The organism is Pseudoxanthomonas sp. Root65 (assembly GCF_001427635.1).
Taxonomy (GTDB): Bacteria; Pseudomonadota; Gammaproteobacteria; order Xanthomonadales; family Xanthomonadaceae; genus Pseudoxanthomonas_A.
Genome location: NZ_LMHA01000001.1, coordinates 1,093,768 through 1,117,209 on the forward strand (window position 1 = coordinate 1,093,768; position 23,442 = coordinate 1,117,209).

General features: G+C 67.4%; 21 protein-coding genes. 11 read left to right on the forward strand and 10 right to left on the reverse strand.

Annotation, left to right across the window (positions count from 1 at the left end):
* Nucleotides 1-2: 2 nt before the first annotated feature.
* Nucleotides 3-1,322, reverse strand: a complete 1,320-nt coding sequence (locus ASD77_RS04785; RefSeq protein ID WP_055938079.1) for a sugar MFS transporter — start codon at nucleotides 1,320-1,322, stop codon at nucleotides 3-5.
* Between the two features lie 397 nt (nucleotides 1,323-1,719).
* Here ASD77_RS04785 and ASD77_RS04790 point away from each other — a divergent pair, with 397 nt between their 5' ends.
* The 3 genes from ASD77_RS04790 to ASD77_RS04800 all read left to right on the forward strand — a co-directional run bounded on the left by ASD77_RS04790 (nucleotide 1,720) and on the right by ASD77_RS04800 (nucleotide 8,033).
* Nucleotides 1,720-2,733 carry a glucokinase family protein gene (locus tag ASD77_RS04790; RefSeq protein ID WP_055938082.1) on the forward strand — a complete coding sequence of 338 codons (1,014 nt, stop codon included), beginning with the start codon at nucleotides 1,720-1,722 and terminating at the stop codon, nucleotides 2,731-2,733.
* Nucleotides 2,734-2,877: 144 nt separating this feature from the next.
* Nucleotides 2,878-5,595, forward strand: a complete 2,718-nt coding sequence (locus ASD77_RS04795; protein ID WP_055938085.1) for a TonB-dependent receptor — start codon at nucleotides 2,878-2,880, stop codon at nucleotides 5,593-5,595.
* Nucleotides 5,596-5,693: 98 nt separating this feature from the next.
* Nucleotides 5,694-8,033 carry a family 20 glycosylhydrolase gene (locus ASD77_RS04800; protein WP_055938088.1) on the forward strand — a complete coding sequence of 780 codons (2,340 nt, stop codon included), beginning with the start codon at nucleotides 5,694-5,696 and terminating at the stop codon, nucleotides 8,031-8,033.
* 116 nt (nucleotides 8,034-8,149) lie between these two features.
* Here the strand turns inward: ASD77_RS04800 and ASD77_RS04805 are convergent, their stop codons facing one another.
* Both ASD77_RS04805 and ASD77_RS04810 read right to left on the reverse strand, forming a co-directional pair.
* Complete coding sequence (locus ASD77_RS04805) at nucleotides 8,150-8,572, reverse strand: VanZ family protein (protein ID WP_055938091.1); 423 nt, start codon at nucleotides 8,570-8,572, stop codon at nucleotides 8,150-8,152.
* The gene (locus tag ASD77_RS04810) at nucleotides 8,560-9,744 is read right to left on the reverse strand and encodes a class I SAM-dependent methyltransferase (RefSeq protein WP_055938094.1); all 1,185 of its coding nucleotides are present in this window, start codon (nucleotides 9,742-9,744) and stop codon (nucleotides 8,560-8,562) included. Before ASD77_RS04810 ends, ASD77_RS04805 begins: the two co-directional genes overlap by 13 nt.
* 119 nt (nucleotides 9,745-9,863) lie before the next feature.
* Here ASD77_RS04810 and ASD77_RS04815 point away from each other — a divergent pair, with 119 nt between their 5' ends.
* Together ASD77_RS04815 and ASD77_RS18025 are read left to right on the forward strand one after the other, a co-directional pair.
* Nucleotides 9,864-10,697: a 20S proteasome subunit A/B gene (locus tag ASD77_RS04815; protein ID WP_055941060.1), complete on the forward strand. Its 834-nt coding sequence runs from the start codon at nucleotides 9,864-9,866 to the stop codon at nucleotides 10,695-10,697.
* Nucleotides 10,698-10,720: 23 nt separating this feature from the next.
* Nucleotides 10,721-10,897, forward strand: a complete 177-nt coding sequence (locus ASD77_RS18025) for a hypothetical protein (RefSeq protein WP_156383469.1) — start codon at nucleotides 10,721-10,723, stop codon at nucleotides 10,895-10,897.
* A gap of 6 nt (nucleotides 10,898-10,903) precedes the next feature.
* Here ASD77_RS18025 and ASD77_RS04820 read toward each other — a convergent pair whose 3' ends face one another.
* Complete coding sequence (locus ASD77_RS04820) at nucleotides 10,904-11,845, reverse strand: alpha-E domain-containing protein (protein WP_055938100.1); 942 nt, start codon at nucleotides 11,843-11,845, stop codon at nucleotides 10,904-10,906.
* A complete protein-coding gene (locus tag ASD77_RS04825) occupies nucleotides 11,845-13,302 on the reverse strand; it encodes a circularly permuted type 2 ATP-grasp protein (RefSeq protein WP_055938103.1) in 1,458 nt (485 codons plus the stop codon). Before ASD77_RS04825 ends, ASD77_RS04820 begins: the two co-directional genes overlap by 1 nt.
* A gap of 183 nt (nucleotides 13,303-13,485) precedes the next feature.
* Here ASD77_RS04825 and ASD77_RS04830 point away from each other — a divergent pair, with 183 nt between their 5' ends.
* A complete protein-coding gene (locus ASD77_RS04830; protein ID WP_055938106.1) occupies nucleotides 13,486-14,226 on the forward strand; it encodes a pteridine reductase in 741 nt (246 codons plus the stop codon).
* 107 nt (nucleotides 14,227-14,333) lie between these two features.
* Here ASD77_RS04830 and folK read toward each other — a convergent pair whose 3' ends face one another.
* From folK to tsaD, 4 genes are all read right to left on the reverse strand, one after another.
* Nucleotides 14,334-14,819: a 2-amino-4-hydroxy-6-hydroxymethyldihydropteridine diphosphokinase gene (folK, locus tag ASD77_RS04835; RefSeq protein WP_055938110.1), complete on the reverse strand. Its 486-nt coding sequence runs from the start codon at nucleotides 14,817-14,819 to the stop codon at nucleotides 14,334-14,336.
* A gap of 4 nt (nucleotides 14,820-14,823) precedes the next feature.
* Nucleotides 14,824-15,183: a dihydroneopterin aldolase gene (gene folB, locus ASD77_RS04840; RefSeq protein ID WP_055938113.1), complete on the reverse strand. Its 360-nt coding sequence runs from the start codon at nucleotides 15,181-15,183 to the stop codon at nucleotides 14,824-14,826.
* Between the two features lie 52 nt (nucleotides 15,184-15,235).
* Complete coding sequence (locus tag ASD77_RS04845) at nucleotides 15,236-16,501, reverse strand: mechanosensitive ion channel family protein (protein WP_082563130.1); 1,266 nt, start codon at nucleotides 16,499-16,501, stop codon at nucleotides 15,236-15,238.
* A 129-nt stretch (nucleotides 16,502-16,630) separates the two neighbouring features.
* Entirely contained in the window at nucleotides 16,631-17,668 is a 1,038-nt protein-coding gene (gene tsaD / locus ASD77_RS04850) for a tRNA (adenosine(37)-N6)-threonylcarbamoyltransferase complex transferase subunit TsaD (RefSeq protein ID WP_055938116.1), read from the reverse strand.
* Between the two features lie 135 nt (nucleotides 17,669-17,803).
* Between tsaD and rpsU the strand changes: the two genes are divergently transcribed.
* The 4 genes from rpsU (at nucleotide 17,804) to ASD77_RS04870 (ending at nucleotide 20,101) form a co-directional block, all read left to right on the forward strand.
* Nucleotides 17,804-18,019 (forward strand): 30S ribosomal protein S21, encoded by a 216-nt coding sequence (gene rpsU / locus ASD77_RS04855; RefSeq protein WP_002808376.1) that lies wholly within the window; start codon nucleotides 17,804-17,806, stop codon nucleotides 18,017-18,019.
* A 138-nt stretch (nucleotides 18,020-18,157) separates the two neighbouring features.
* Nucleotides 18,158-18,604 (forward strand): GatB/YqeY domain-containing protein, encoded by a 447-nt coding sequence (locus ASD77_RS04860; protein WP_055938118.1) that lies wholly within the window; start codon nucleotides 18,158-18,160, stop codon nucleotides 18,602-18,604.
* 62 nt (nucleotides 18,605-18,666) lie between these two features.
* Nucleotides 18,667-19,161, forward strand: coding sequence for a GNAT family N-acetyltransferase (locus ASD77_RS04865; RefSeq protein ID WP_055938121.1), 495 nt, complete (start codon nucleotides 18,667-18,669; stop codon nucleotides 19,159-19,161).
* A gap of 58 nt (nucleotides 19,162-19,219) precedes the next feature.
* Complete coding sequence (locus ASD77_RS04870) at nucleotides 19,220-20,101, forward strand: YihY/virulence factor BrkB family protein (protein ID WP_082563131.1); 882 nt, start codon at nucleotides 19,220-19,222, stop codon at nucleotides 20,099-20,101.
* Between the two features lie 52 nt (nucleotides 20,102-20,153).
* Here ASD77_RS04870 and dld read toward each other — a convergent pair whose 3' ends face one another.
* Nucleotides 20,154-21,848, reverse strand: coding sequence for a D-lactate dehydrogenase (gene dld, locus ASD77_RS04875; RefSeq protein WP_235578479.1), 1,695 nt, complete (start codon nucleotides 21,846-21,848; stop codon nucleotides 20,154-20,156).
* A gap of 178 nt (nucleotides 21,849-22,026) precedes the next feature.
* On the opposite strand from dld, the gene ASD77_RS04880 reads away from it, so the two are divergent.
* Nucleotides 22,027-23,301: a pepsin/retropepsin-like aspartic protease family protein gene (locus ASD77_RS04880; protein ID WP_055938127.1), complete on the forward strand. Its 1,275-nt coding sequence runs from the start codon at nucleotides 22,027-22,029 to the stop codon at nucleotides 23,299-23,301.
* Nucleotides 23,302-23,442 lie beyond the last annotated feature (141 nt).

The following is a 23,442-nucleotide window of genomic DNA, read 5'->3' on the forward strand; positions in this document are numbered from 1 at the left end:
CGTCATGGAGGCGAGTCCGCCATGATGCCGCGTTCCGGGACGGCCGTCGCCGACGGCTTCGCGGCCCCCACCCGGTGGCCGGCCAGCGCGTAGTAGAGGATGTACAGGTAGCCGGGAATGGCCAGCGCGGCGAACACCGCCTGGAAGTCGTAGTGCTGCTTCAGCACCGCGAAGGCCTGCGGCAGGATGGCGCCGCCAGCGATGCCCATGATCAGCAGCGCGGAACCGGTCTCGGTATGCCGGCCCAGCCCCTTGATCGCCAGCGGGAAGATCGCCGGCCACATCATCGCGTTGGCGAAGCCCAGCGCCGCGACGAAACCGACCGACACGTAGCCGTGCGTCAGCAGCGCGCCGAGGGCGAACAGCACGCCCAGCACCGCGGAGATCGCCAGGTAACGTTCCTGCGCGACGAAGCGCGGGATCGCCACCAGCCCGGCCAGGTAGCCCAGCAGCATCGCCGCCAGCGTGAACGAGGTGAAGAACTTGGTCTGGTCCAGCGACAGCCCGAAGCCGTTGCCGTACGCGCCGATCGCGTCGCCCGCCAGCACTTCGACGCCCACGTAGACGAACAGGCACAGCACGCCCAGCCACAGGTGCGGATACTGCGACAGGCCGCGGCCGCCGTCGGCCGCATCGGCCGCGGGAGCGGCATTGACCTCCGCGGGCTTCACCTCCGGCAACGGCGAGAACAGGATGCCGACGGCGACCACGACCAGCACGCCCGCCATCACCAGGTACGGCAGGTGGATCTGCGCCGCGAACGCTTCCAGCAGCGCCGCCTTGCCCGCCGCATCGGCCGCCTCCACCTGCGCGGCCAGATCGCCCACGCCCTGCAGCACCAGCGTGCCGATCACGATCGGCGCCAGGATGCCGGCCACCTTGTTGCAGATGCCCATCAGCGCGATGCGCTGCGCCGCGCGCTCGATGGGACCGAGAATGCTGACGTAGGGATTCACCGCGGTCTGCAGCAGGGCCAGGCCGCCGCCAATCACGAACAGGCCGGCCAGTGCGCCCGGATACCAGCGCTGCGTGGAAAACTCGCCGAACATCGCCGCGCCCGCCGCCATCACGAACAGGCTGGCCGCGAGGCCTTTCTTCATGCCGGTGCGCTTGAGCAACGCGGCCGCCGGCAGGGCCAGGAAGAAGTACGACAGGTAGAACACCATCAGCACGAGGAAGGCGTTCACCTCGTCCAGATCGAAGGCCAGCCTGACGAAGGTGATCAGCGGCCCATTGATCCAAGTGAAGAAGCCGATGATGAAGAACAGCACGCCGACGATGGCGAGCGAGCGCATGGCGCTGGCGGTTGGCGCGGTGGTCATGCCGTCCCCCGGGTCTGTTGAAGGCCGGCATCCGCCTGCCGGCACTCGGGAACAACGTTGTCAGAGACCTCCTGGCAAGGCCCCGCCGGATGAGGCGCGCGGCTGCCCTGGTCGCCGTTCTGTGAGGCCCACGGCTCGTGCACTGCAGCATAAAGTCCTATGGGACTTGGCGGAATCTGCTTCACCGGAGCGCTCATTGACGGCACCTGTGTCGGTAATTAGCAGCTGAATACGGAGATTGTTTCCATTTCATGACGGTCTCTCGGCTGCTGGACGCCTATTTCATGACAGAGTCTTGACAACGTTGTCAAACCCTTTCCACACTCCGGCCATATCGGGATGCGGGAGTCCCGGCCGCGAACATGTGGGGAGACGTGTGGTCGCCATAGCGAATCCAATGCCGACGGATGCCATCAGCGGGGCGCACGACGCCTTCATCGCGGCGGACGTCGGTGGCACCCACGTCCGCATCGGCCTGGTCCGGGGCAGCCACGATCCGGGCGAGCCGGTCCGCATGCTGGAGTACCGCAAGTACGCCTGCGCCGACCACGCCGGCCTGGGCGACATCGTCGCGGACTTCCTCGCCGGCCTGGGCTCGACCCGGGTGACCCGCGCGGTGATCGCCAGCGCCGGGTATGCGCTGGAAGACGGCACCGTCATCACCAACAACCTGCCGTGGCGACTGTCGCTGGCCGAGCTGCGCGCGCAGCTGGGCTTCGATGACGTGCGCCTGGTCAACGATTTCGAGGCCGTGGCGCATGCCGTCGCGCAGATGGGCGCCAGCGAGGTGCTGCAGCTGACCGGCCCAGCCATCGCGCCGAAGCACGGCCCCACCCTGATCCTCGGACCCGGCACCGGGCTGGGCGCCGCGGTCTGGATTCCCTCCGGCAAGCGCGCCGTGGTGCTGGCGACCGAGGCCGGCCAGGCCGCCCTGACTGCCGGCAACGCGCTGGAAATGGCGCTGCTGGCCGAGATGCTGAAGACCCGCACCCACGTGCCGGTCGAACAGGCGTTGTCCGGCCCCGGCCTGATGAACCTGCACGCCGCGCTCTGCGCCGTGCGTGGCGCAGCGCCGTCGTCGTACACCCACCCGGGCCAGATCACCGCCGCCGCGCAGTCGGGCGACGACGCGCTGGCGCGCGAAAGCCTGGAGGTCTTCTGCGGCCTGCTCGGCAGCGTGGTCGGCGACATGGCGCTGCTGTACGGCGTGCAGGGCGGCGTCTACCTGGCCGGCGGCATCCTGCCGAAGATCCGCGATGTGCTGATCGGCAGTCACTTCGTGTCGCGGTTCCTCAACAAGGGCTCGATGCGCGAGGCGCTGGAACGCATTCCCGTGAAGCTGGTGGAACACGGACAGCTGGGCGTGATCGGTGCGGCCCGGTGGTATCTGGATCGCGACGAAGGCAATTGAAGGAAAGCGCCGGTACAGGCGCGCGCAACAAGGGGCGGGGTGCAGGGGATACGTGCAACGCCAGGCGACAACGAAGTACCAAGCACGGCGGAACAGCGCGAGCGACGGCTGCCGGAACTCTAAAACAATGATGGGAGAGACATCATGAAGTACCGCACCTCGATCCTTTCGGCCTCGATCGCCGCCGGGCTCGCGTTCTCGATGCAGGTCAGCGCACAGGAATCCACCACCCCCGACGCGACGGATCTGGACACCGTGGTCGTCACCGGCATCCGCGGCAGTATCGAGAAAGCCCTCGATGCCAAGCGCGACGCCGCCACGCACGTCGAAGTCGTCACCGCCGAAGATGTCGGCAAGCTGCCGGCCAAGAACGTGGCCGACACGCTGCGCCAGCTGCCCGGCGTCAACATCGCCTCCTCCAGCGCCAGCGAAGGCGGCTTCGACGAAGCCGACCGCGTCAGCCTGCGCGGCACCAATCCCAGCCTCACCCAGACGCTGGTCAACGGCCACACCATCGGCACCGGCGACTGGTTCGTGCTCAGCCAGGTCGGCAACGTCGGCCGCAGCGTGAGCTACTCGCTGTATCCGTCCGAGATCGTCGACCGCGTGGTCGTGCACAAGACCTCCGAGGCGAAGCTGGTCGAAGGCGGCACCGCCGGCTCGGTCAACATCATCACCCGTCGCCCGCTGCAGTTCGCCGAGCCGCTCACCATCCAGGGCTCCATCGGCGCAGTGCACTCCGATCTGCCGGGCGACACCAAGCCCCAGCTCGACGCGCTGCTGAACTGGCGCAATGACGAAGGCACCGCCGGCTTCCTGGTGCAGGTGTTCAACGAGGAACGCAGCCTGCGCCGCGATGGACAGGAAGTCGTGGGCGGCTATAGCGCGATCCCCGGGACCGCGAATGGGTTGCCGACCGAAGTTTCGCTCAGCAACCCGGAACTGGTGGGCGTGCTGTACCCCAACCTGATCGGTGCGGCGCTGTTCGAACAGGTGCGCAAGCGCAAGGGTGGCGTGGCCAACATTGAGGCCAAGGTCACCGACAACCTGACCCTGAACGTCAACGCGTTCTACTCGAAGCTGGAAGCGGACAACTACAACCGCAACTACATGATGTGGGCCAGCCAGTTCGTCAACCGCACGCCCAGCAGCTATACCGTCGAGAACGGCGTGCTGACCAGCGCTACATATTCGCCGGTAACCGGCGGCACGAGCGTCACCCCGTACGGCGTGTACGACATGATCTCCCGCCCGGGTGCGGAGTCGACGTCGAAGTACATCGCACTCGATGCGGAATGGAATGCGAGCGACGCGCTGAAGTTCGTCTTCCAGCTCGGCACCACCAAGGGTAATGGCAGCAGCCCGACCCAGGACGTGCTGGAAACCGGCATCGCCGGCAATGCGGGCGCCAGCTGGCGCATGAACGGCGTCAGCAATCCCATCGACTGGTCGCTGGGAGGCACCAACACGGCGGCGAACCACCTGCCGCAGAGCGGCTGGATCTTCGGGGCACAGGGCATCGACGTGCTGGACAAGGAAGACTGGGCCCAGGTCGACGGCCAGTTCTTCTTCCAGTCCGATGTGCTGTCCTCGCTGGACTTCGGCTACCGCTACGCCACCCATGAGCGCAGCAACGACTTCTCGCTTGCGCAGGGACCGAATTGGGCCAGCAACTGGCAGGACATCACCGCCTATCCGGCGGCGGGCGGCTTTTATCCCGGCGATTTCGGTGTCGGCGGCAACGTCCCGTCCGGCATCTGGTATTACACGCCCGGGCAACTGGCACAGATCAACGCCGACTTCGCCAACCGCAACAATCCGGAGCGCTTCTACTTCTCCGACGTGTACGGCGTGGAGGAGGACATCAACGCGGTGTACGCGCAGCTGAACTTCCGCGGCGACCGCTGGAGCGGCAACGCCGGACTGCGCTACGTGCGGACGCAGACGGATGTGCATTACAACCAGGCACTGGCACCCAACTCCGGCATTCCCGGCGCGGTGGTGGGTTCGGCCTTCGGCGACTACCTGCCGGTCGTGGTCAACAACGACTACAACGAACTGCTGCCCAGCGTGAACTTCAAGTTCGAACTGACCGACGACCTGGTGGCGCGCGTGTCGGGCAGCAAGACCATGACCCGTCCGGACTTCTCCGCGCTGGCCGGCTCGCTGACGCTGAACGACCTGACGCATGAAGGAATTGGCGGCAACCCGAACCTCGATCCGCTGGTCTCGACCAACTTCGACGCCTCGCTCGAGTGGTACTTCGCCCCGCGCGCCCTGCTGGCCGCCAGCGTGTTCTCGATGGACCTGGACGGCTACGTCGATTTCGGCAACGTCATCGTGCAGTACAAGGACCAGCAGGCCAGCCAGGCGGCCGGCACCGACGTGTACAGCGATTACCTGGTGGCTATCCCGGTCAACTCGAACGGCAAGGCCCGGGGCGTGGAGCTGACCTACGAACAGCCGATCGGCGAGAACTTCGGTATCAACGCCAACTACACCTACGTGGACGGCGAGGCGGATGGCGGCAAGCCGCTCAACGGCACCTCCGAGAACACCTACAACTTCTCGGCGTGGTACGAGAACGCGCGCTTCAACGCTCGCGTCAACTACAGCTACCGCAGCTCGTTCTATGCCGGTGTCAGCCGCGCCGACAACTTCTACCAGGACGACTTCGCCACGGTATCGGCGTCGCTGGGCTTCAAGGCCACCGACTGGCTGACCATCAGCCTGGACGGCCTGAACCTCAACGATCCCAAGCTGAAGTACTACACCGAGAACGACGCCGTTCCCGGCTACCTGCCGCACGCGTTCTACAGCAACGGCCGCCAGTACTACCTGAACTTCCGCTTCAAGTTCTAAGCACCACGATGTAAGGGAACACTCTCCCTCTGCGGGCCCGGAGACCTCCTGGCCCGCTTTTTTTTGGGCATGCTGTGCCCACGCTATCGAGGACCCCGATGAAACGACCCTTCGCCCATCGCGCCCTGGCCGGACTGGCCTTCACCCTGCTGGCGCTGTCCGGCTGCAAGAAGCCATCCGGCGATACGGCGGCGGATACCGCCACATCCGCGCCGATCACGCCTTCACTGATTCCGGCGCCCGCCGAACTGAAGACAGGTGAAGGCTCCTTCGTCATCAGCGCGGACACGCGCCTGTCCGCCAGTGGCGAGGCGGCCACGCGCGTCACGCAGCAGTTCGCGGCCTACCTGCAATCGGCGGGCGGGCCCGCGCTGGCCACCACGCAGGACGACGGCAAGGGGCTGATCCGCTTCGTGCTGGAACCCTCCACCGCCGCGGCGACGAATCCCGAGGCCTACACGCTCGACGTCACGGCCGATGGCGTCACGGTGAAGGCCGGCGACGAGCGCGGCCTGTTCTACGGCGCGGTGACGCTGTGGCAACTGGTCACCCAGGGCGACCAGGGGCGCGTCACGCTGCCGGCACTGCACATTGAAGATGCACCGCGCTTCGGCTGGCGTGGCTTCATGCTGGATCCGGCACGCCACTTCCAGCAGGTCGCTGAGGTCAAGAAGATCATCGACGCGATGGCGCTGCACAAGCTCAACACGCTGCACTGGCACCTCACCGACGACCAGGGCTGGCGCATCGAGATCAAGCAGTATCCGAAGCTCACCGGGATCGGGGGTTGCCGCATTCCCGCCGGCGACGGCGGCAGGGATCCGCAGACCGGCGAGCCGCGCCCGTACTGCGGCTTCTACACCCAGGACCAGATCCGCGACGTGGTGAAGTACGCCGCCGAACGCCACATCACCGTGGTGCCCGAGATCAACGTGCCCGGCCATGCCACGGCCGCGATCGCCGCGTATCCCGAGCTGGGCTCGATCGACACGCCGCTGGTGCCGTCGAACGAATGGGGCGTGTTCCCCAACCTGGTCAACGTGGAAGAACCGACGATCACGTTCTTCGAGAACGTGCTGGGCGAAGTGGTCACGCTGTTCCCCGGCACCTACGTGCACATCGGCGGCGACGAAGCGGTCAAGGACCAGTGGGAAGCTTCCGCGCGCGAACAGTCGCGCATGCGCCAGGTCGGCGCGAAGACCGAGATGGACCTGCAGGGTTATCTGGTCGAGCGCCTGGAGAAGTACCTCGCCTCGCACGGCAAGCGCCTGATCGGCTGGGACGAGATCCTGGAAGCCAAGCTGCCGCCGGAAGCGACGGTGATGTCGTGGCGCGGCATCGAGGGTGGGCTGCAGGCCGCGCGCCAGGGCCATGACGTGGTGATGTCGCCATCCAACAAGACCTACCTCGACTATCTGCAGACCGCCTCACCGAACGAACCCCCTGGCCGTCCCGCACTGATCACGCTGCAGGATGTCTATGGCTTCGACCCGGTTCCGCCGGAACTGGAAGCAGGCCAGCGCCACCACATCCTCGGCATCCAGGCCAACCTGTGGACCGAGCACACGCGCACGTTCGCCCGCCTGCAGCACAACGCGTTCCCGCGCTTGGCGGCAGTCGCGGAAACTGGCTGGACGCCGGCGGCGAAGAAGGACTTCGCCAGCTTCAGCGCCCGCCTGCCCACGCTGCTGAAGCGCTACGACGCCATCGGCCTGGGCTACGCGAAGACACCGTTCGAGCCGCTGATCGCCACCGAGAACGACCGCAAGGCCGGCACCGCGAAGGTCACGCTGTCCAACCCGCTCGACTATCCCGTGCACTACACCACCGATGGCAGCGAACCGACGCCAGCCTCGCCGGCCTTCCGCACGCCGCTGGACGTGAAGCTGCCTGCCACCGTGCGTGCGGCCGCGTTCGCCGACGGTCGCGCACTGGCGCCGGTGTCCACGTTCGAACTGACGCAGGCGTCGCTGCTGAGCCGCACGGACGAGGCGATGTCGGTGTGCCCGGATGCCGGGCGCCTGCTGCTGCGGCTGGAAGATGATGGTCCGCTGGAAGGCGAGCGCGCCATCTTCAACACGACGATCTTCTATCCGTGCTGGCAATGGAACCAAGCGGACTTGGAGGGCATCGCGTCGATCACGGTGCGCGCCGGCCGCATTCCGTACTACTTCCAGCTGGCGCACGACGAGCCGCACCGCACCTTCGAGCAGGCGAAGTCGCCGCTGGGCGAACTGGAAATCCTGGGCGGCGGCTGCAAGGGGCATACGCTCGCCACCGTGCCGCTGCCAGCCGCACCGAACGCCGATGGCTTCCTCGACCTCGAGGCGACGCTGCCGGCCGGCACCACCGGCAAGCAGGATCTGTGCGTGCGCTTCACCGGCGACACCCGTCCGCAGATGTGGGTGCTGGACCGGATCACGCTGCAGCCGCGCTGATCGCGGTCACGGGGTGGGCACGTGCTGTTGCCCACCTCGCAGGAGCGCTCCAGGGGCGCGATGCGCTTCGCCTTGCGGCCTGCCTCGTGGACAGGCATCGCGCCCGCAGGGCGCTCCTACAGGTTGCGTGCCGGCGTGAGCCGCGCATCCAATGCCAGCAGCAGATCACTCGCCGGCGTGAAACGCGTGGCGAACCCGGCCAGCACGCCCAGCGTGTTGGCCAGTGCATCGTGCGCATCGGCCATGCGCGTGGCGGTCAACGTGCCCTGCGCGAACTCCAAGACCACGCCCATCGCCACCAGCAGCAGCGCGACCACGATGCATGCACGACGCGTGGCGAACAGCTGCATGGCGGACGCCGACAGCAGCGCATACGCCAGGAAATGCTCGACCTTGTCGCCGCCCTCGGGCACCGGCGGCAGGCCGCTCAGGTTCACCAGCGACAGCACGGCCACCGCGACGATGGCCAGGCACCACAGACCCACCCACAGGCGCGGCCACCGGAACGGCTTCAACACGCCGCCGCTCACAGGCGCCAGCTCAGGTCGTTGAACAGGAACGCGGTGCCGAACTCCACCTCGCTGGAGAAGCCCATCACCTGGAAGCGCTCGCCCATTTCACTGGGCAGCGTCAACCGCTTGGCCTCGTTGCGCAGGCGCAGCAGCGTGGTCTCGTCCGCGCGCGTCTCCGCTTCGTTCAATCGCTCCTGCAACCCGTTGCCGAGCAGGAAGTTGGCTTGCGTGGTATAGCCGGCGAGATCGAATCCCGCCTGGGTACCGGCTTCGGCCAGCGCGGTGAAATCCACCGAGGCGGTGATGTCCTGCAGCCCCGGCCACAGATAGGGATCGTTGTGCACGCGGTGCCGGTAATACGCGCGCAGCGTGCCGGTGTCGCGATCGGGCTGGTAGTACTCGCGCCGCGTGTAGCCGTAATCGGCGAACAGCATCGCGCCGCGATCCAGCCCGCCCATCACCGCTTGGATCCAGTACGGCAGTTGCGGCAGCAGTTCCGACCGATAACCGTCGGGAAACGGCTGGCCGAGATAGCGCTCGACATGGCGCACGGCGGCCGCGAGCAGTGCGTCGGCCGGCCGGTCGTTGCGGACGAAGCGACCTTCGGCATCCAGCGCCACGCCTTCCTCGAACACCTCGCCGTCGCGCAGCGTGAAGCGCGGTGTCGGCAGCGCATCCACCACTTCATTGGCGAACAGCACACCGTTCCATACGTCGGTCGGTGGACAGTCCAGCCATTCCACCAGGTCGAAGACCGGCGGAATCAGCCGTTGCCCGAGCCGTTCGCGCTGGCGTTCGCGCAGGTCGGCGCTGGGTTCCAGGATCGCGTAGCGCGCCGGTAACGCGTCCAGCTCCAGCAGGCGCTTGAGCATGATCTCGGCGAACGCGCCGCTGCCGCCGCCGATTTCCAGGAATTCGGCATCGGGACCAAGTTGCTGCAGCACCGGTGCCACCGCCTGCGCCACGCAACTGGCGAACAACGGCCCCAACTCCGGCGCGGTGGTGAAATCGCCCGCCTCGCCGAACTTGGTGCTGCCGGCGCTGTAGTAGCCCAATCCGGGCGCATACAGGCTGCGCTCCATGAACCGCGAGAACGGCAGGCTGCCGCCTTCGGCGGCGATCTCCGCGCGGATCGCGGCAGCGAGATCGTCGCTGTGAGCGAGCGCGGCGGCGTCGGGAAGGGGGAGTTCGGCCTGCATGGCGCACCAGAAGCGGGATAGCGCGTCATTGTACGTGTCGTTTCACACTGCGACGCCGGCCCTAGCCAACCCCCGGGGCCACGCATAGAATCGTGATGCACAGCAACAACGGACACGCCATGACCTATTGTGTCGGCATCGAAGTCAACGAAGGCCTGGTCTTCGCCGCGGATACCCGCACCAGCGCCTCGTTCGACGATGTGCGCGTGTACCGCAAGATGCACGTGTTCGAGTGGCCGGGCGAACGCGTGTTCGTCATCATGTCGGCCGGCAACCTGGCCACCACCCAGCTCACCCTGTCCAAGCTGCAGCGCGACGTGGACGATCCGAATGCGTCGCGCAGCCTGCGTACGTTCTCGCACCTGTACGAAGTGGCCGAATATGTCGGCGAGATGCTCGTCGCCAGCCAGGCGCGCGTGGTCGACGACGCGCAGCAGAGCGGCGTCAATGTGCAGTCCACGCTGATCCTGGGCGGGCAGATCGCCGGCGAGCGTCCCGGCCTGTACATGGTCTATCCGCTCGGCAACTGCATCGCCACCTCGCCGGAGACGCCTTACCTGCAGATCGGCGAGTCCAAATACGGCAAGCCGATCCTCGACCGCATCATCCGCCCGGAGACCTCGCTGGAAGACGCGGCACGCTGCGCGCTGGTGTCGCTCGATTCCACCATCCGCTCCAACCTGTCCGTCGGCATGCCGGTGGACATGGCGCTGCTGCGCAACGGCGACCTGAAGATCAGCCAGAAGATGCGGATGGAGGCGGACACGCCGCTGTACGCCGAGATCCACGACACCTGGTCGCGCAAGCTGGAAGCCGCCGTGCACAGCCTGCCGCGTTTCCCGTGGGAGCCGCCGCAGGAACGCGAAGCACCGCCTGCAGGCCTGCCCGCGATGCCACCCCGGCGTGTGCCCTCGCGGCAGGACCCGGGCGATGCCCAGGGACAGCAGCAGTAGCCGGCGATGACGTCGCCCGCCCGATGAAAGCATGGGCCGTGGCACTGTTGGTGTTCTGCCTCGGCAGCGGCGTCACCGCCCTCTGTGTGGCCCTGTGGGTAGCCCCGGCCTGGCGCATCCTGGCGGCTGCGGCCGGCATCCTGATCGCCAGCAAGCTTGCCGCCGTCTCCGCCGCCGCCTGGCGCGAACGTAGGAACTGAGCCCGCTCAGCCGTGGAAGTAGCCTTCCGCGATCGCCGTATGCAACGAACCCAGGTGCGTCTGGATCTCGTCCATGAACTGCGCGGGGTTGCGCGCCGCCAGCACCGCGGGGTCGGCGTTGCGGGTCATGCCGATCACGCGGTTGAGATGCCGGTCCACGCCCGGGCGCGGCGGCATCGTCGGCAGCACGCTCTGCGCGCGGGTCAGGCAGAAGTGCACGCTGCGCGGGAACTCGTTGTTCTGCAGCAGGAAACGCAGCGCCAGTTCCCCAGTGACGCGCTGGCGCACGTGGCGGCGGAACATCTGGTAGCCGGCGACGGAGCGCAGCACGCTCATCCACTGCATGTTCTGGAAGGCTTCGCGGTCGTCCTCGTTGCGCGGCGTGACCAGGCCGGAGGCGCCCGCATCCATGATGCGCGTGGTCATGTCCGCCTGTTCCAGCGCCGTGCCCAGCCGCAGGAACTGGTAGCCGATGTCGCGACTGACGTTGGCGCTGAGCAGCCCGGACACCTTGAGACAACCGTCGATGATGCGGTTGAGGAACTCGATGCGGTAACGACGGCTGAGGCTGCGCTCGCCGTGCGCGCCGATGTAGAGGTGCAGGTCGTTGATCGCTTCCCACACGTCCTGCGGCAGGGTGTCGCGGATGCCGCGCAGGATCTCGCGCGCCGAATCGACCGAGGTCCGCAGCGACGAGGGATTGCGTTCGTCCAGCAGCAGGAAGCGGATCATCTCGACGTCACCGACCGTATCGCCGGTGTCCGGATGGCACTGCTCGAAGCATTCGCCCGCGCCGACCGTGTCGATCATCGGCCGCCATGCGAAGCGCACCGAGCGCGGCATGTCGAGCTGCAGCTGGCTGCCCACGCCGACCAGGCGCGCGGTGTTCTCCGCGCGGCGCACGTAGCGGCTGAACCAGTACAGGTTGTCGGCGACACGCGACAGCATCAGGCGTCCTCCCCTTCATGGTCGGACAGGTCCACGACCCAGGTGTCCTTGGCGCCGCCCCCCTGCGACGAGTTCACCACCAGCGACCCCTTCACCATCGCCACGCGGGTTAGCCCGCCCGTGGTGACGTAGGTGTCCTGCCGCGACAGCACGAACGGGCGCAGGTCGATGTGGCGCGGCGACGGCCCCTGCTTGGTGACGATGGGCGCGGTGGACAGCGCCAGCGTGGGCTGCGCCATGTAGTTGCGCGGGTTCGCTTCGATCAGCGCCTTGAATTTCTCGCGCTGGCGCTTGGTCGAACGCGGCCCGATCAGCATGCCGTAGCCGCCGGACTCGTTGGCCGGCTTGACTACCAGCTTCTCGATGTTGTCCAGCACGTACCGGCGCTCCTTCGCGTTGTGGCACAGGTAGCTCGGCACGTTGGGCAGGATCGGATCCTCATCCAGGTAGTACTTGATCATCTTCGGCACGTAGGCGAACACCACCTTGTCGTCGGCCACGCCCGCGCCGGGGGCATTGGCCAGCGCCACCTTGCCGGCGCGCCAGCTGCGGATCAGTCCGGGCGCGCCGAGCACCGACTCCGGCAGGAACACCTCGGGATCGATGAAGAGGTCGTCGACGCGGCGGTAGATCACATCCACGCGCTTGGGCCCGTAGACCGTACGCATGTAGGTGCAGTCGTCGTCGGCGACGAACAGATCGCTGCCTTCGACCAGTTCGATGCCCATCGACTGCGCGAGGTAGGCATGCTCGAAGTAGGCACTGTTGAACACGCCCGGCGTCAGCAGCGCGATCACCGGTGTGTCGCCCGGGCGCGGCGACAGCGCGGCGAGCGTGTCGTAGAGCTGGCTGGGGTATTCGTCCACCGGCAGGATCGAGCTGGTCTCGAACAGCTCCGGGAACACGCGCTTGGCCACCATGCGGTTTTCCAGCATGTAGCTGACGCCGGAGGGGATGCGCAGGTTGTCCTCCAGCGCGTACAGCGTGCCGTCGCCGTCGCGCACCAGGTCCGAGCCGCAGATGTGCGCCCACACGCCCAGCGGCGGGGTGATTCCGACGCACTGCGCGCGGAAGTTCACCGAATCCTTCAGCAGCATCGCCGGGAACACCTTGTCCTTGACGATCTGCTGCTTGCCGTAGATGTCGCCGATGAACAGGTTGAGCGCACGCATGCGCTGCTTCAGGCCGGCTTCGGTGCGCTGCCATTCGCTGAGCGGGATGATGCGCGGGATCAGGTCGAACGGCAGCGTGCGGTCTACGTTGCGGCCGTCGGAATACACCGTGAAGGTGATGCCCTGCACGCGCGCCACCACGTCGGCGGCGAGCTGGCGTTCGGCGAGTTCGCGACCGGACAGTCCGGCCAGGTATTCGACCAGCCGGCGTGCGGCCGGACGCGGCCGGCCATCGGCCTGGATCAGTTCGTCAAAGGTCGTGGTGCGGTACTTCGCCCAGTCCATTCGCCATCCTGCTGTCCCCGGCCGGCACATCCGGCGCGGGGTAATGCGTTGCAACATGCATGGTCGACGCGCACGCCGTCAAGCGTCGGCGCGACACGACGTTCGCCTCACATTTTTCCCCGTCGCGTGCGCCATTTCGGTGCAAAGCAATGGACAATGCGCGCTCGTCTCCCGGAGCCCACCATGTCTACGCCGCGTCGTGTCGTTCTGATCACCGGCGCCGCACGCCGCATCGGCGCGGCGATCGCACGTCGCCTGCATGCCGACGGCTACGACCTCGCGCTGCACTACCGTGGTTCGTCCGCCGACATGCATGCGCTGGCCGACGAACTGGACGCGCTGCGTCCCGACAGTACGCTGATGCTGCAGGCCGACCTGGCGGTGTTCGACCGGCTGCCGGAACTGGTGGCGAAGACCGTCGGGCATTTCGGCCGCCTGGATGCGCTGGTCAACAATGCCTCCGCGTTCTATCCCACGCCTGCCGGCACCACCACGCCGGCGCAGTGGGAAGAACTGTTCGCGGTCAATGCGCGCGCGCCCTTCTTCCTGGCGCAGGCAGCCGCACCGCACCTGCGCGCCGCCCGCGGCGCCATCGTCAACATTGCCGACATCTATGCCGAGAAGCCGCGCGCGGACCTGGCGGTCTACGCCGCGTCCAAGGACGCGCTGCTCGCGGTCTCGCGCGGACTGGCGGTGTCGCTGGCACCGGACGTGCGGGTGAACGCGGTGTCGCCCGGCGCCATCCTGTGGCCGGATGGCGGGATCGATCCCGAGGTGCAATCGCGCCTGCTGGCGCAGACCCCGCTGGGCCGCGTCGGCGAACCCGCCGACATCGCCGGTACCGTGGCGTGGCTGCTCGGCGACACCGCCGGCTATGTCACCGGCCAGATGCTCCACGTGGACGGCGGCCGGCACATCGCTTAGCGCGCGCATGGCGTAGCGTGCGCCAGGCGCACGACCGCAGCACCGCCCGGTCATACGGTGGTGCGGCACGATGATGGAGGTCCCGGAGGTCGTGCGCGCAGCGCACGCTACGGGAACGGTACCGCCTGGGGTGGGGTGGCGTGGTCCGGGTGCTCGCGCCACAGCGCCGCCAGCGTGCGTCCGCTGCGCGGCTCGATCGTGTCCGGCGCGATCTCGGCCAGCGGGAGCAGCACGAAGGCGTGCTTGAGTTCGTCGCGCGGCAGGCGCAGATTGCCGGGGCCCTCCATCACCCGGTCGTCGTACAGCACGATGTCGATATCGAGCGTGCGGTCCGAGAAGCGCGGCCCACTACGATCACGGCCATGCGCATCTTCCAGCGCATGCAGCCAGTCGTTCAACGCGAACGGGTCCAGGTCGCTGTCGATCACCGCGGCCGCATTGAGGAAATCGGTGCCGTCGAAGCCGACCGAGCGCGTGCGGTAGACCGGCGACAGGCGCACGTCGCCGAAGCGTTCGCGCAGTGCCGCCACCGCGGCGCGCAGGTGCCGTTCGGGCTCGACGTTGCTGCCCAGGCTGAGATAGGCGGTTCCCATGGCGTCAGGCCGGGCGCACGCCGCGTTCGATCAGCACGCCGACATTGCGCGCGCCGGTCACCGCGCCCGGCTTGCTCAGCTTCAGCCGCACCCAGGCCACGCCGAATTCCTCGCGGATGATCGCCGCGCACTGTTCGGCCAGCGTCTCGACCAGGCCGAAGTTCGACGCTTCGACGAACGAGATCAGCCGCTTCGATACCGCCTTGTAGTCGAGCGTCAGCGCGATGTCGTCGCTCGCCGCCGGTACGCGGTTGTCGAACGCCATTTCCACGTCCAGCGCCACGGTCTGGCGGATCCCGCGCTCCCAGTCGTAGATGCCGATGACGGTCTCGATGCGCAGGTCTTCGATAAAAACGATATCCATGGGGAGCTCTGAATCCGGGTGCGGGAATGGTACGCGCAATCGATGTACAGACTCAGCCCGCGGCGGCCGCGACCCTGGTCGCCGCCTGTCCCTGCAACGGGCGCACGTCGGCACCGCCCGGCTGCTGGAACACCTGCAGCCCGAACTCCGGCAGGATCGCCAGCAGGTGGTCGAAGATGTCGGACTGGATGGCTTCGTACGGCCCCCATTCCACGGTGCGGGTGAAGCAGTAGATCTCCAGCGGCAGCCCGGTCGGTCCCGGGGACAGCTGGCGCACCAGCAGCGTCATGCCGTCGTGGATGTCGGCGTGCGCGCGCAGGTAGGCCTCGACGTAGGCACGGAAAGTCCCGAGGTTGGTGGTGCGGCGCTGGTTGACCGGCTCGCGGCCATGGTCGGCCAGGCGGGCGTTCCAGACATCCAGCTCGCCGTCCTTGCGCTGCAGGTAGTCGCCGAGCAGGCGGAACCGGCGCAGCCGCGCCTGCTCGTCGCCGCCCAGGAAGCGCACGCTGTTCTGGTCCAGGTGCAGCGCGCGCTTGATGCGCCGGCCGCCGGACTCGCTCATGCCGCGCCAGTTCTTGAACGAATCGCTGATCAGCTTCTTGGTGGGAATGGTGGTAATGGTCTTTTCCCAGTTCTGCACCTTCACCGTGTGCAGCGCGATATCGATGACATCGCCGTCGGCGTTCTGGCTGGGCATCTCGATCCAGTCGCCCACCCGCACCATGTCGTTGGAGCTGATGGTCACGCTGGCCACCAGCGACAGCAGCGTGTCCTGGAACACCAGGATCAGCACCGCCATCATCGCGCCCACGCCGGACAGCAGGATCACCGGCGACCGGTCGATCAGCGCGGCGACCATCAGCACCGCCGCGACGACGAACACGATGATCTTCAGCAACTGCAGGTAGCCCTTGATCGGCTTGTCGGCCGCATCGGGACGACGCTGGTAGACCTCGTTGGCCAGGTCGAGCGCCGCGGCGATGGCCAGCGCCACCGTGAGGATGATGAAGGCGAAGCAGACGTTGCGGACCACCGTCACCAGCAGCGCCGGCAAGTCCGGCACCAGGGCGACGCCGGCGGCCAGCACCACCGCGGGCACCACGTTGGCCAGCCGCGGGATCACCCGCAGGCGCACCTGCTGGTCGCCCTGGCCGAGCGGCAGGGTCGCCAGCAGCCGGCGCAGGCCACGCAGCAGCACGCGCTGGGTGATCCAGTTCGCCAGCCACGCCAGCAGGACCAACGTGCCGGCGACGACGACGGTATAGGCCCACGGATACGGCGCGAGGCTCGCGCGCAGCGCGTCCAGGTGTTCGGTCATTCCGTTACCCCTTGAGGTGGTTCATGCGCGCCCTAGCCTCTGTATTGCACAGAAGGGCGCGTCGGTTGGCGGAGCGGAGAGCCTAGCCACACCGCCTTGAACCTGAACGGAATTTGCCCGCCGCGGCTGTCAGTCGACCGTTGCGACGGCCGGCAGGGTGGCCATGTCCCAGCGCGGCGTGACCTTCACTTCGGCCGTTTCGTGCTGGCCGGCCTGCAGGCGCAGCGCGCCGGCGAAGGCGATCATGGCGCCGTTGTCGGTACACAGCGACGGACGCGGGAAGCACGCGCGGCCACCCCGCTTCGCCGCCATCGCCTGCAGCTTGGCGCGCAGCCGCTTGTTGGCGCCCACACCCCCGGCGATGACGATGACGTCGCTGCCGGCAGCGTCCAGCGCGCGTTCGCACTTGAGGGCCAGCGTGTCGACCACCGCATCCTCGAATCCGCGTGCGATGTCGGCGCGGGTCTGTCCGGACTGGTCGCTGTCGCGCCAGGCCAGCAGCACCTGCGTCTTCAGGCCGGAGAAACTGAAATCGAGCCCCGGGCGATCGGTCATCGGCCGGGCGAACCGGAACCGGCCGGGCGTGCCCTGTTCCGCGAGCGCGGCCAGTTGGGGACCGCCGGGATACGGCAGCCCCATCATCTTGGCGGTCTTGTCGAAGGCCTCGCCGGCGGCATCGTCCAGGGTCTCGCCGAGCAGGCGGTAGCGGCCGATCGCCTCCACGGCGACCAGTTGGGTGTGGCCACCGGAGACCAGCAGGGCGACGAAGGGCGCCTCGGGCGGATCGTCCTCCATCAGCGGCGCCAGCAGGTGGCCTTCCATGTGGTGGACGGCCACGGCGGGCACGTCCAGCGCCCAGGCCAGCGAGCGAGCCACGCCGGCACCGACCAGCAGCGCCCCCACCAGGCCGGGGCCGGCCGTGTAGGCCACGCCATCCAAGTCATCGGTGGTCAGCGCCGCCTCGGCCAAGGTCTGGCGGATCAGCGGCAGCAGCTTGCGGACATGGTCGCGGCTGGCCAGTTCGGGCACCACGCCGCCGTACTCGGCGTGCAGGGCGATCTGGCTGTAGACCGCATGGGCGCGCAGTCCGGCCGCACCCGCGATACCGGTGTCGTAGACGGCCACGCCGGTTTCGTCGCAGCTGGTTTCGATGCCGAGGACTTTCATGACGGGGATCTGGGGTTCCTGGAGGGCGGGGACAAGCCGGGGACCCGCCGGGGGTGGGTTGCAGCGCCGGAGACTGCCGCTATAATACGGGGCTCACCCGGTCTGCCCGGGCCGTTTACTTCACCGAGATTACGTATGCCCAGCGTCAAAGTCCGCGAAAACGAGCCGTTTGAGTTTGCGCTGCGTCGCTTCAAGCGCACCTGCGAAAAGGCCGGCGTCCTGGCCGAAACCCGCAAGCGCGAGTTCTACGAGAAGCCGACCCAGGAGCGCAAGCGCAAGGCCGCCGCTGCGGTGAAGCGCCAGCTGCGCCGCAGCTCGCGCGACGTCACCAAGCGCCAGCGCCTGTACTGAGCCGCGTCGCTTCGCAAGAAGCCGGCACGCGCGAGCGTCGCCGGCTTTTTGTTTTGGCGCGGGATTCGGGATTCGCGACCGCGCCCGCCCTCCTGCGACCGAATCCCGAATCCCGAATCACCTGTCCCGAGAACCGCCATGTCCCTGAAACAGCAGCTCACCGATGACATGAAGGCCGCCATGAAGGCCGGCGAGAAGGACCGCCTGGCGGTCATCCGCCTGATCAACGCCGCCATCAAGCAGCGCGAAGTCGACGAGCGCATCGAGCTGGACGACGCGGCCGTGCTGGGCGTGCTGGAAAAGATGGTCAAGCAGCGCAAGGACTCGGTGACGCAGTTCGAGGCTGCCAACCGCGAGGACCTGGCCGCCATCGAGCGCGCCGAGCTGGCGGTGATCGACACCTATCTGCCGGCCAAGCTGGGCGAAGCCGAGATCCTGGCCGCCATCGACGCAGCGATTGCCGAAACCGGCGCCACCGGTCCGGCCGACATGGGCAAGTTGATGGGCGTGCTGAAGCCACGTCTCGCCGGCCAGGCCGACATGGGCCAGGTGTCCGCGCTGATCAAGAAGAAGCTCGCGGGCTGAGCCCGCGCGGCGCGGTGCCGGACGTCTCCGGCGCCGCGCGTCATCCATGGCATCCTTGCGTCATGGATACGCCCGCCATCAGCCTGCGCCCGGCCACCCGCGCCGATATCCCGCAGATCCTGGCTTTCATCGCCGGGCTGGCCGAGTACGAGAAGCTCGCCCACGAGGCCGTCGCCACGCCCGCCCTGCTGGAGCAGCACCTGTTCGGCCCGCGCCCCGCCGCCGAGGTCGTCATTGCCGACGTCGATGGCCAGCCCGCCGGCTTCGCCCTGTTCTTCACTTCGTTCTCGACCTTCCTCGGCCAGCCGGGCCTGTATCTCGAAGACCTGTTCGTGCTGCCGCACCATCGCGGCCTCGGTCTCGGCAAGCGGCTGATGGTGCATCTCGCGCAGCTGGCGGTGTCGCGCGGCTATGGCCGCTTCGAGTGGTCGGTACTGGACTGGAACGAACCCGCGATCCGCTTCTATCGCCGTCTCGGCGCCGTCGGCCTGGACGAATGGACCGTGCAGCGCGTCACCGGCGATGCGTTGCAGGCGCTGGCCCGCGGCGACGCGTGAACATCACGACCACATTGCCATAACGAACCGCTGACGCCGCACGCGGCAGGCTCGACGCATGCAACATCGAAGCCGCTTCCGCCTCCTGCGCGCCCGCGCACGCATCGCGGGCGACCGCGTCAACCGCAGCCTGCCCGCTGCCCTGGTACGACGCTTCGTCGAAACCGACCTGATGACCCAGGCCGCGTCGCTGTCGTTCTATGCGCTGCTGTCGCTGGCACCCCTGCTGATCCTGCTGCTGTGGCTGACCGCCTCGCTGTATCCGCCGGCGCAGCAGTCTTTGCTGGACCAGATCCAGCAACTCGCCGGCCCCAGTGCCGGCACCGTGGCTGAAACGGTGATCCGCAACGCCAGCGATCGGCCGGATGTGGGATCGCTGGCCGGATGGTGGAGCACCGCGCTGCTGTTCATCGGCGCCACCGTCGTGTTCGCCCAGTTGCAGGGCGCGCTCAACCTGATCTTCCGCACCGATGCGCAGCGGCTCAACGGCTTGGCCGCATGGCTGAAGAAGCGCGTGTTCTCGCTCGGCGTGGTGCTGGCCATCGGCTTCCTGCTGGTGGTCTCGATGGTCGCCACGACCGCGTTGCAGGTGGTGTTCGCGCGCCTGCCCTCGCTGCTGCCGGTGCTGGGCTATGCCACCACGCTGCTGCTGTACGCACTGGCGTTCGCGTTCTTCTACCACTACCTGCCGGACCGGCGGGTGGCGTGGAAGCAGGCATTCCTGGGCGGCGCCATCACCGCACTGCTGTTCGCCGCCGGCCGCTACCTGATCGGCCTTTACCTGTCGGAAGCCGCACCCGGCAGCGCGTATGGCTCGATGGGCGCGCTGGTCCTGCTGCTGGTGTGGATCTATTACGCCAGCGTGGTGTTCTTCGTCGGCGCACTGATCACCGCAGTGATCGACGAGCGCGGGGGTCGAGAAGCGAGGGGAGAGAAGTGAGGAGTGAGGAGTGAGCAAAAGCCGCCTTTTCTCACTCCTCACTCCTCTCCACTCACTCCTGCCCTTCCCAAGCCGCCCGCTTGCTGGTCTGGCCAATCCCCGGATTGAACGTATTGGTCGGGTCCAGCGCACGATAGAACGCGGCCAGCGCCGGTTTGGCGCGATAGAGATGGCCGACGTTGTGCTCGGCCGGATACTCGGCGCCACGGGCATCGAGCAGGTCACACAGGCGATGCTCCACCGCCAGCGGATCGGCGCCCTTTTTCACGATGTAGTCCTGATGGAAGACATGGCAGAAGAAGTGGCCGTAGTAGAGCCGCGCGACCATCGTGGTGGCGACGTCGGCCGGCAGTTGTTCCACCCAGGCGCGATCATCGCGCCGCAGCGCCACATCCAGCGCGACGATGTCTTCCACCTCGTCCGCGTGCACGGCGCGGTAGCGGACCGCCGCCCCGGCCACGGCGAATCGCAGCAGGAAGGCCTTGCGGCCTTCGTCGTCATCGCAGGCGAAGAAGTCGCCCTCGCGGCCGCCGAAGAAGGTGTCGAGGAACGCGCGCGTGGCCTCCGCATCGACGGCCGACATCTTCAACAGCAGATGGTGCTCGTAACGGTCGCGATACGCGCGTAGCCGCGGCGGCAGGTGGTCCGGCAGCATCGCGGTCAGCGACTGCAGCATGCGGTCGGCCAGTCCGGGCAGGCCGAACCGTTCGCACCAGCCGTCCAGGCGGCTCTTCAACGCGAACACCGCGGGCACCCTGCCGGTGCCGAAACGGTCGATCAGCAGGAAGGTGTCCTTGCCGTAGCGGTCGCCGATGTCGAAGGCGTCGCGATGCAGGTACTCGCCCGCGATCGGCAGCCGCTCGAACGCGGTCAGCAGGTGGCGGCGCACGGCGGTGAGATCGTCCGGATCGTTGCTGCCGATGTAGAAGACCGACGCCGCCTCCTTCTCGAACGTATCCAGCCGCACCGCGAACACCGCCAACCGGCCCGCGCAGCCCGAGGCTTCGTGCAGGCGCGAGGGATCGGCGTTGTAGCGGGCCGGCGTGGGCGCATCGACATGACGCACGTGTTCGGCGTAGTGCGGATCCGACGCCGCCTGCGCCGGATCGTGGCCGATGGCGTCCGCGCCGTAGTCGCCGGCCTGCAGCCGCGACAGGATCTCGTCCGGGGTATCACCCAGCGCGATGTCGAGATGGTTCACCAGCCGCAGCACCCCGTCTTCGTCCAGCTGCGCGTACAGCGACAGCTCGGTATACGCAGGCCCGCGCCGCACCAGCGCACCGCCGGAGTTGTTGCAGACGCCCCCCAGCACGGACGCGCCGATACACGATGATCCGATGACCGAATGCGGCTCGCGGCCCAGCGACGCCAATCGCTGTTCCAGAACGTCCAATGTCGCCCCCGGCAGGCAGACGACCTGGCGCCCGCCATCGAGCACGTGCACGCCGGTCAACCGCCGCGTGCTGACCAGCACGATGCCGCGGTCGTAGCCGTCGCCATCCGGTGTGGAACCGCCGGTCAGGCCGGTGTTGGCCGCCTGCATCAGCACGATCCGCCCCGCCGCCACCGTGGCCTGCAGTACCCGCCACAACTCCAGCAACGTGCCCGGGCATGCGACCGCGAGCACCGGCCCGTCGCCGAACCGGTAGCCCTTGCGATAGCGGCGCGTGGCGCGGTCGCCGGTCAGCACATGCGCGCGGCCCACGGCATCGCGCAGCTGCGCCAGCAGCTTGGCATCGTTCCTCACGTCGTTTTCGGGATTCTGGCCTCGCACGTGCCTCATCATCGACCAGCCCCTTGCGCGGCACAACACGTCGGGGCACGCTCTTGTACGGGCAATGCGTATGCGGTCGGTGGCCGATAGCGGGACGGGGCCGACCCATCATCGTGCTTTGGGACGCGGCAATCACAGGGAGGTCGGGACCATGATCAAGCAGGTGCTCGTAGCCGCATGGCTGTTCACGTCTCTACCCTCCCTCGCGCAGGCTCCGCACGAAGGCGCCCGTGACGTCACAGGGCCGCTGAACACCGGCAATGACCGTGCCGTCGCGGAAATGCGGCAGCAGGGGCGCGTTGGCACCGAGGTCGTGAAGTTCGTCGAAGCGTCCTCGCGACCGGACCGCGCGGCAATGGAGGACGCGTTGGTCGCGTGCCGCGCATCCGGCGAAACGGCCCGTGATGCGAACGACGCCATTGCATGCGCACTCCAACTCGCGGGACTCAACGCCGCCAAGGGCGACGCGCCGTCATGGGCGAACGCCTGGCATTGGCTCCGCACGTCCGGCGTTCACCTGCTGACCAACGGTACCGGCAAGGGATCGTTGGGCAAGGGGTTCGACGAGATCGATTTCGCGTCCATCAAAGCCAGCGCGCCGACGTCCCGATTCCGGTTCGCGTCACCTGCTGCCCGATTGGATCTGCTGCCCGCCGAACTGCATGACGCCACGCCGCAGGTCATGGTCACGATCGGCGGAAAACAGGTGCGCGCCCTCGTCGATACTGGCGCCAGCGCTACGCTGATTGTGCCTCGTACGATGGTGTCGGACCTTTCCATGAAGCAGATCGCCACGGGCCTCACCGTCCTTCAGCACGCCCTACCCTCGATTGATCGCAGCAACGAGACGAAGGGCTGGGATGGCTACGCATTGGCCGATTTCACGATCGGCAACCTGATCGGCAAGGATGTGCTTGTGCTCGTCACGGATCGTCCGCTCGCACGCGTGGTGATCGGCAACGAGTTGCTGTCCTTGTTCGGTGAAGTGACCTTTGGTGACGGATTCCTTGAGCTGAAGCAGCCGGGACATGCACCGCTCCGCTGCACTGCCGACGTACCCCTCCGGTTCCTGCCGGGCAACCAGTTCCACGGGAAATTCACGATACCAGCAACCATCAACGGACAGAGCGCACGACTCGCCTTGGATACGGGCGCCGGTCCAACGCTGACAGTCGTGGGCCATGCGGCGCGTCAGTTCGCTGGCAATCCGCGTCGTGCTGTCAGCGCAACGGTCGGTGGCATGCCCGCACGCGTCGAGGTCAGCAGTGCTTCGGTTTCGCTCGCGAGCGGCTCGTTCTCGGCCCGGTCCATACAGGCCAGCGTTGTCCAGGGGGAACGCACCAATGTGGACGCCATCCTGGGAGCGCCGCTCCTGATCCAGCGCCGCGCGTCCATCAACTTCGAAAGCGGATACGCCTGCCTGTAATCCACTGTTGCGGTCGCAGTACTCGGGCACCCCGTCGGTGGGACTGCAGCAACCGACAGCACGGGACCGGGCTGTCATCGCAGCGAACCACTCCTGCAGTCAAAGCTTGGCACCAAGGGCGCGCATGGCGTCCGCATGGCA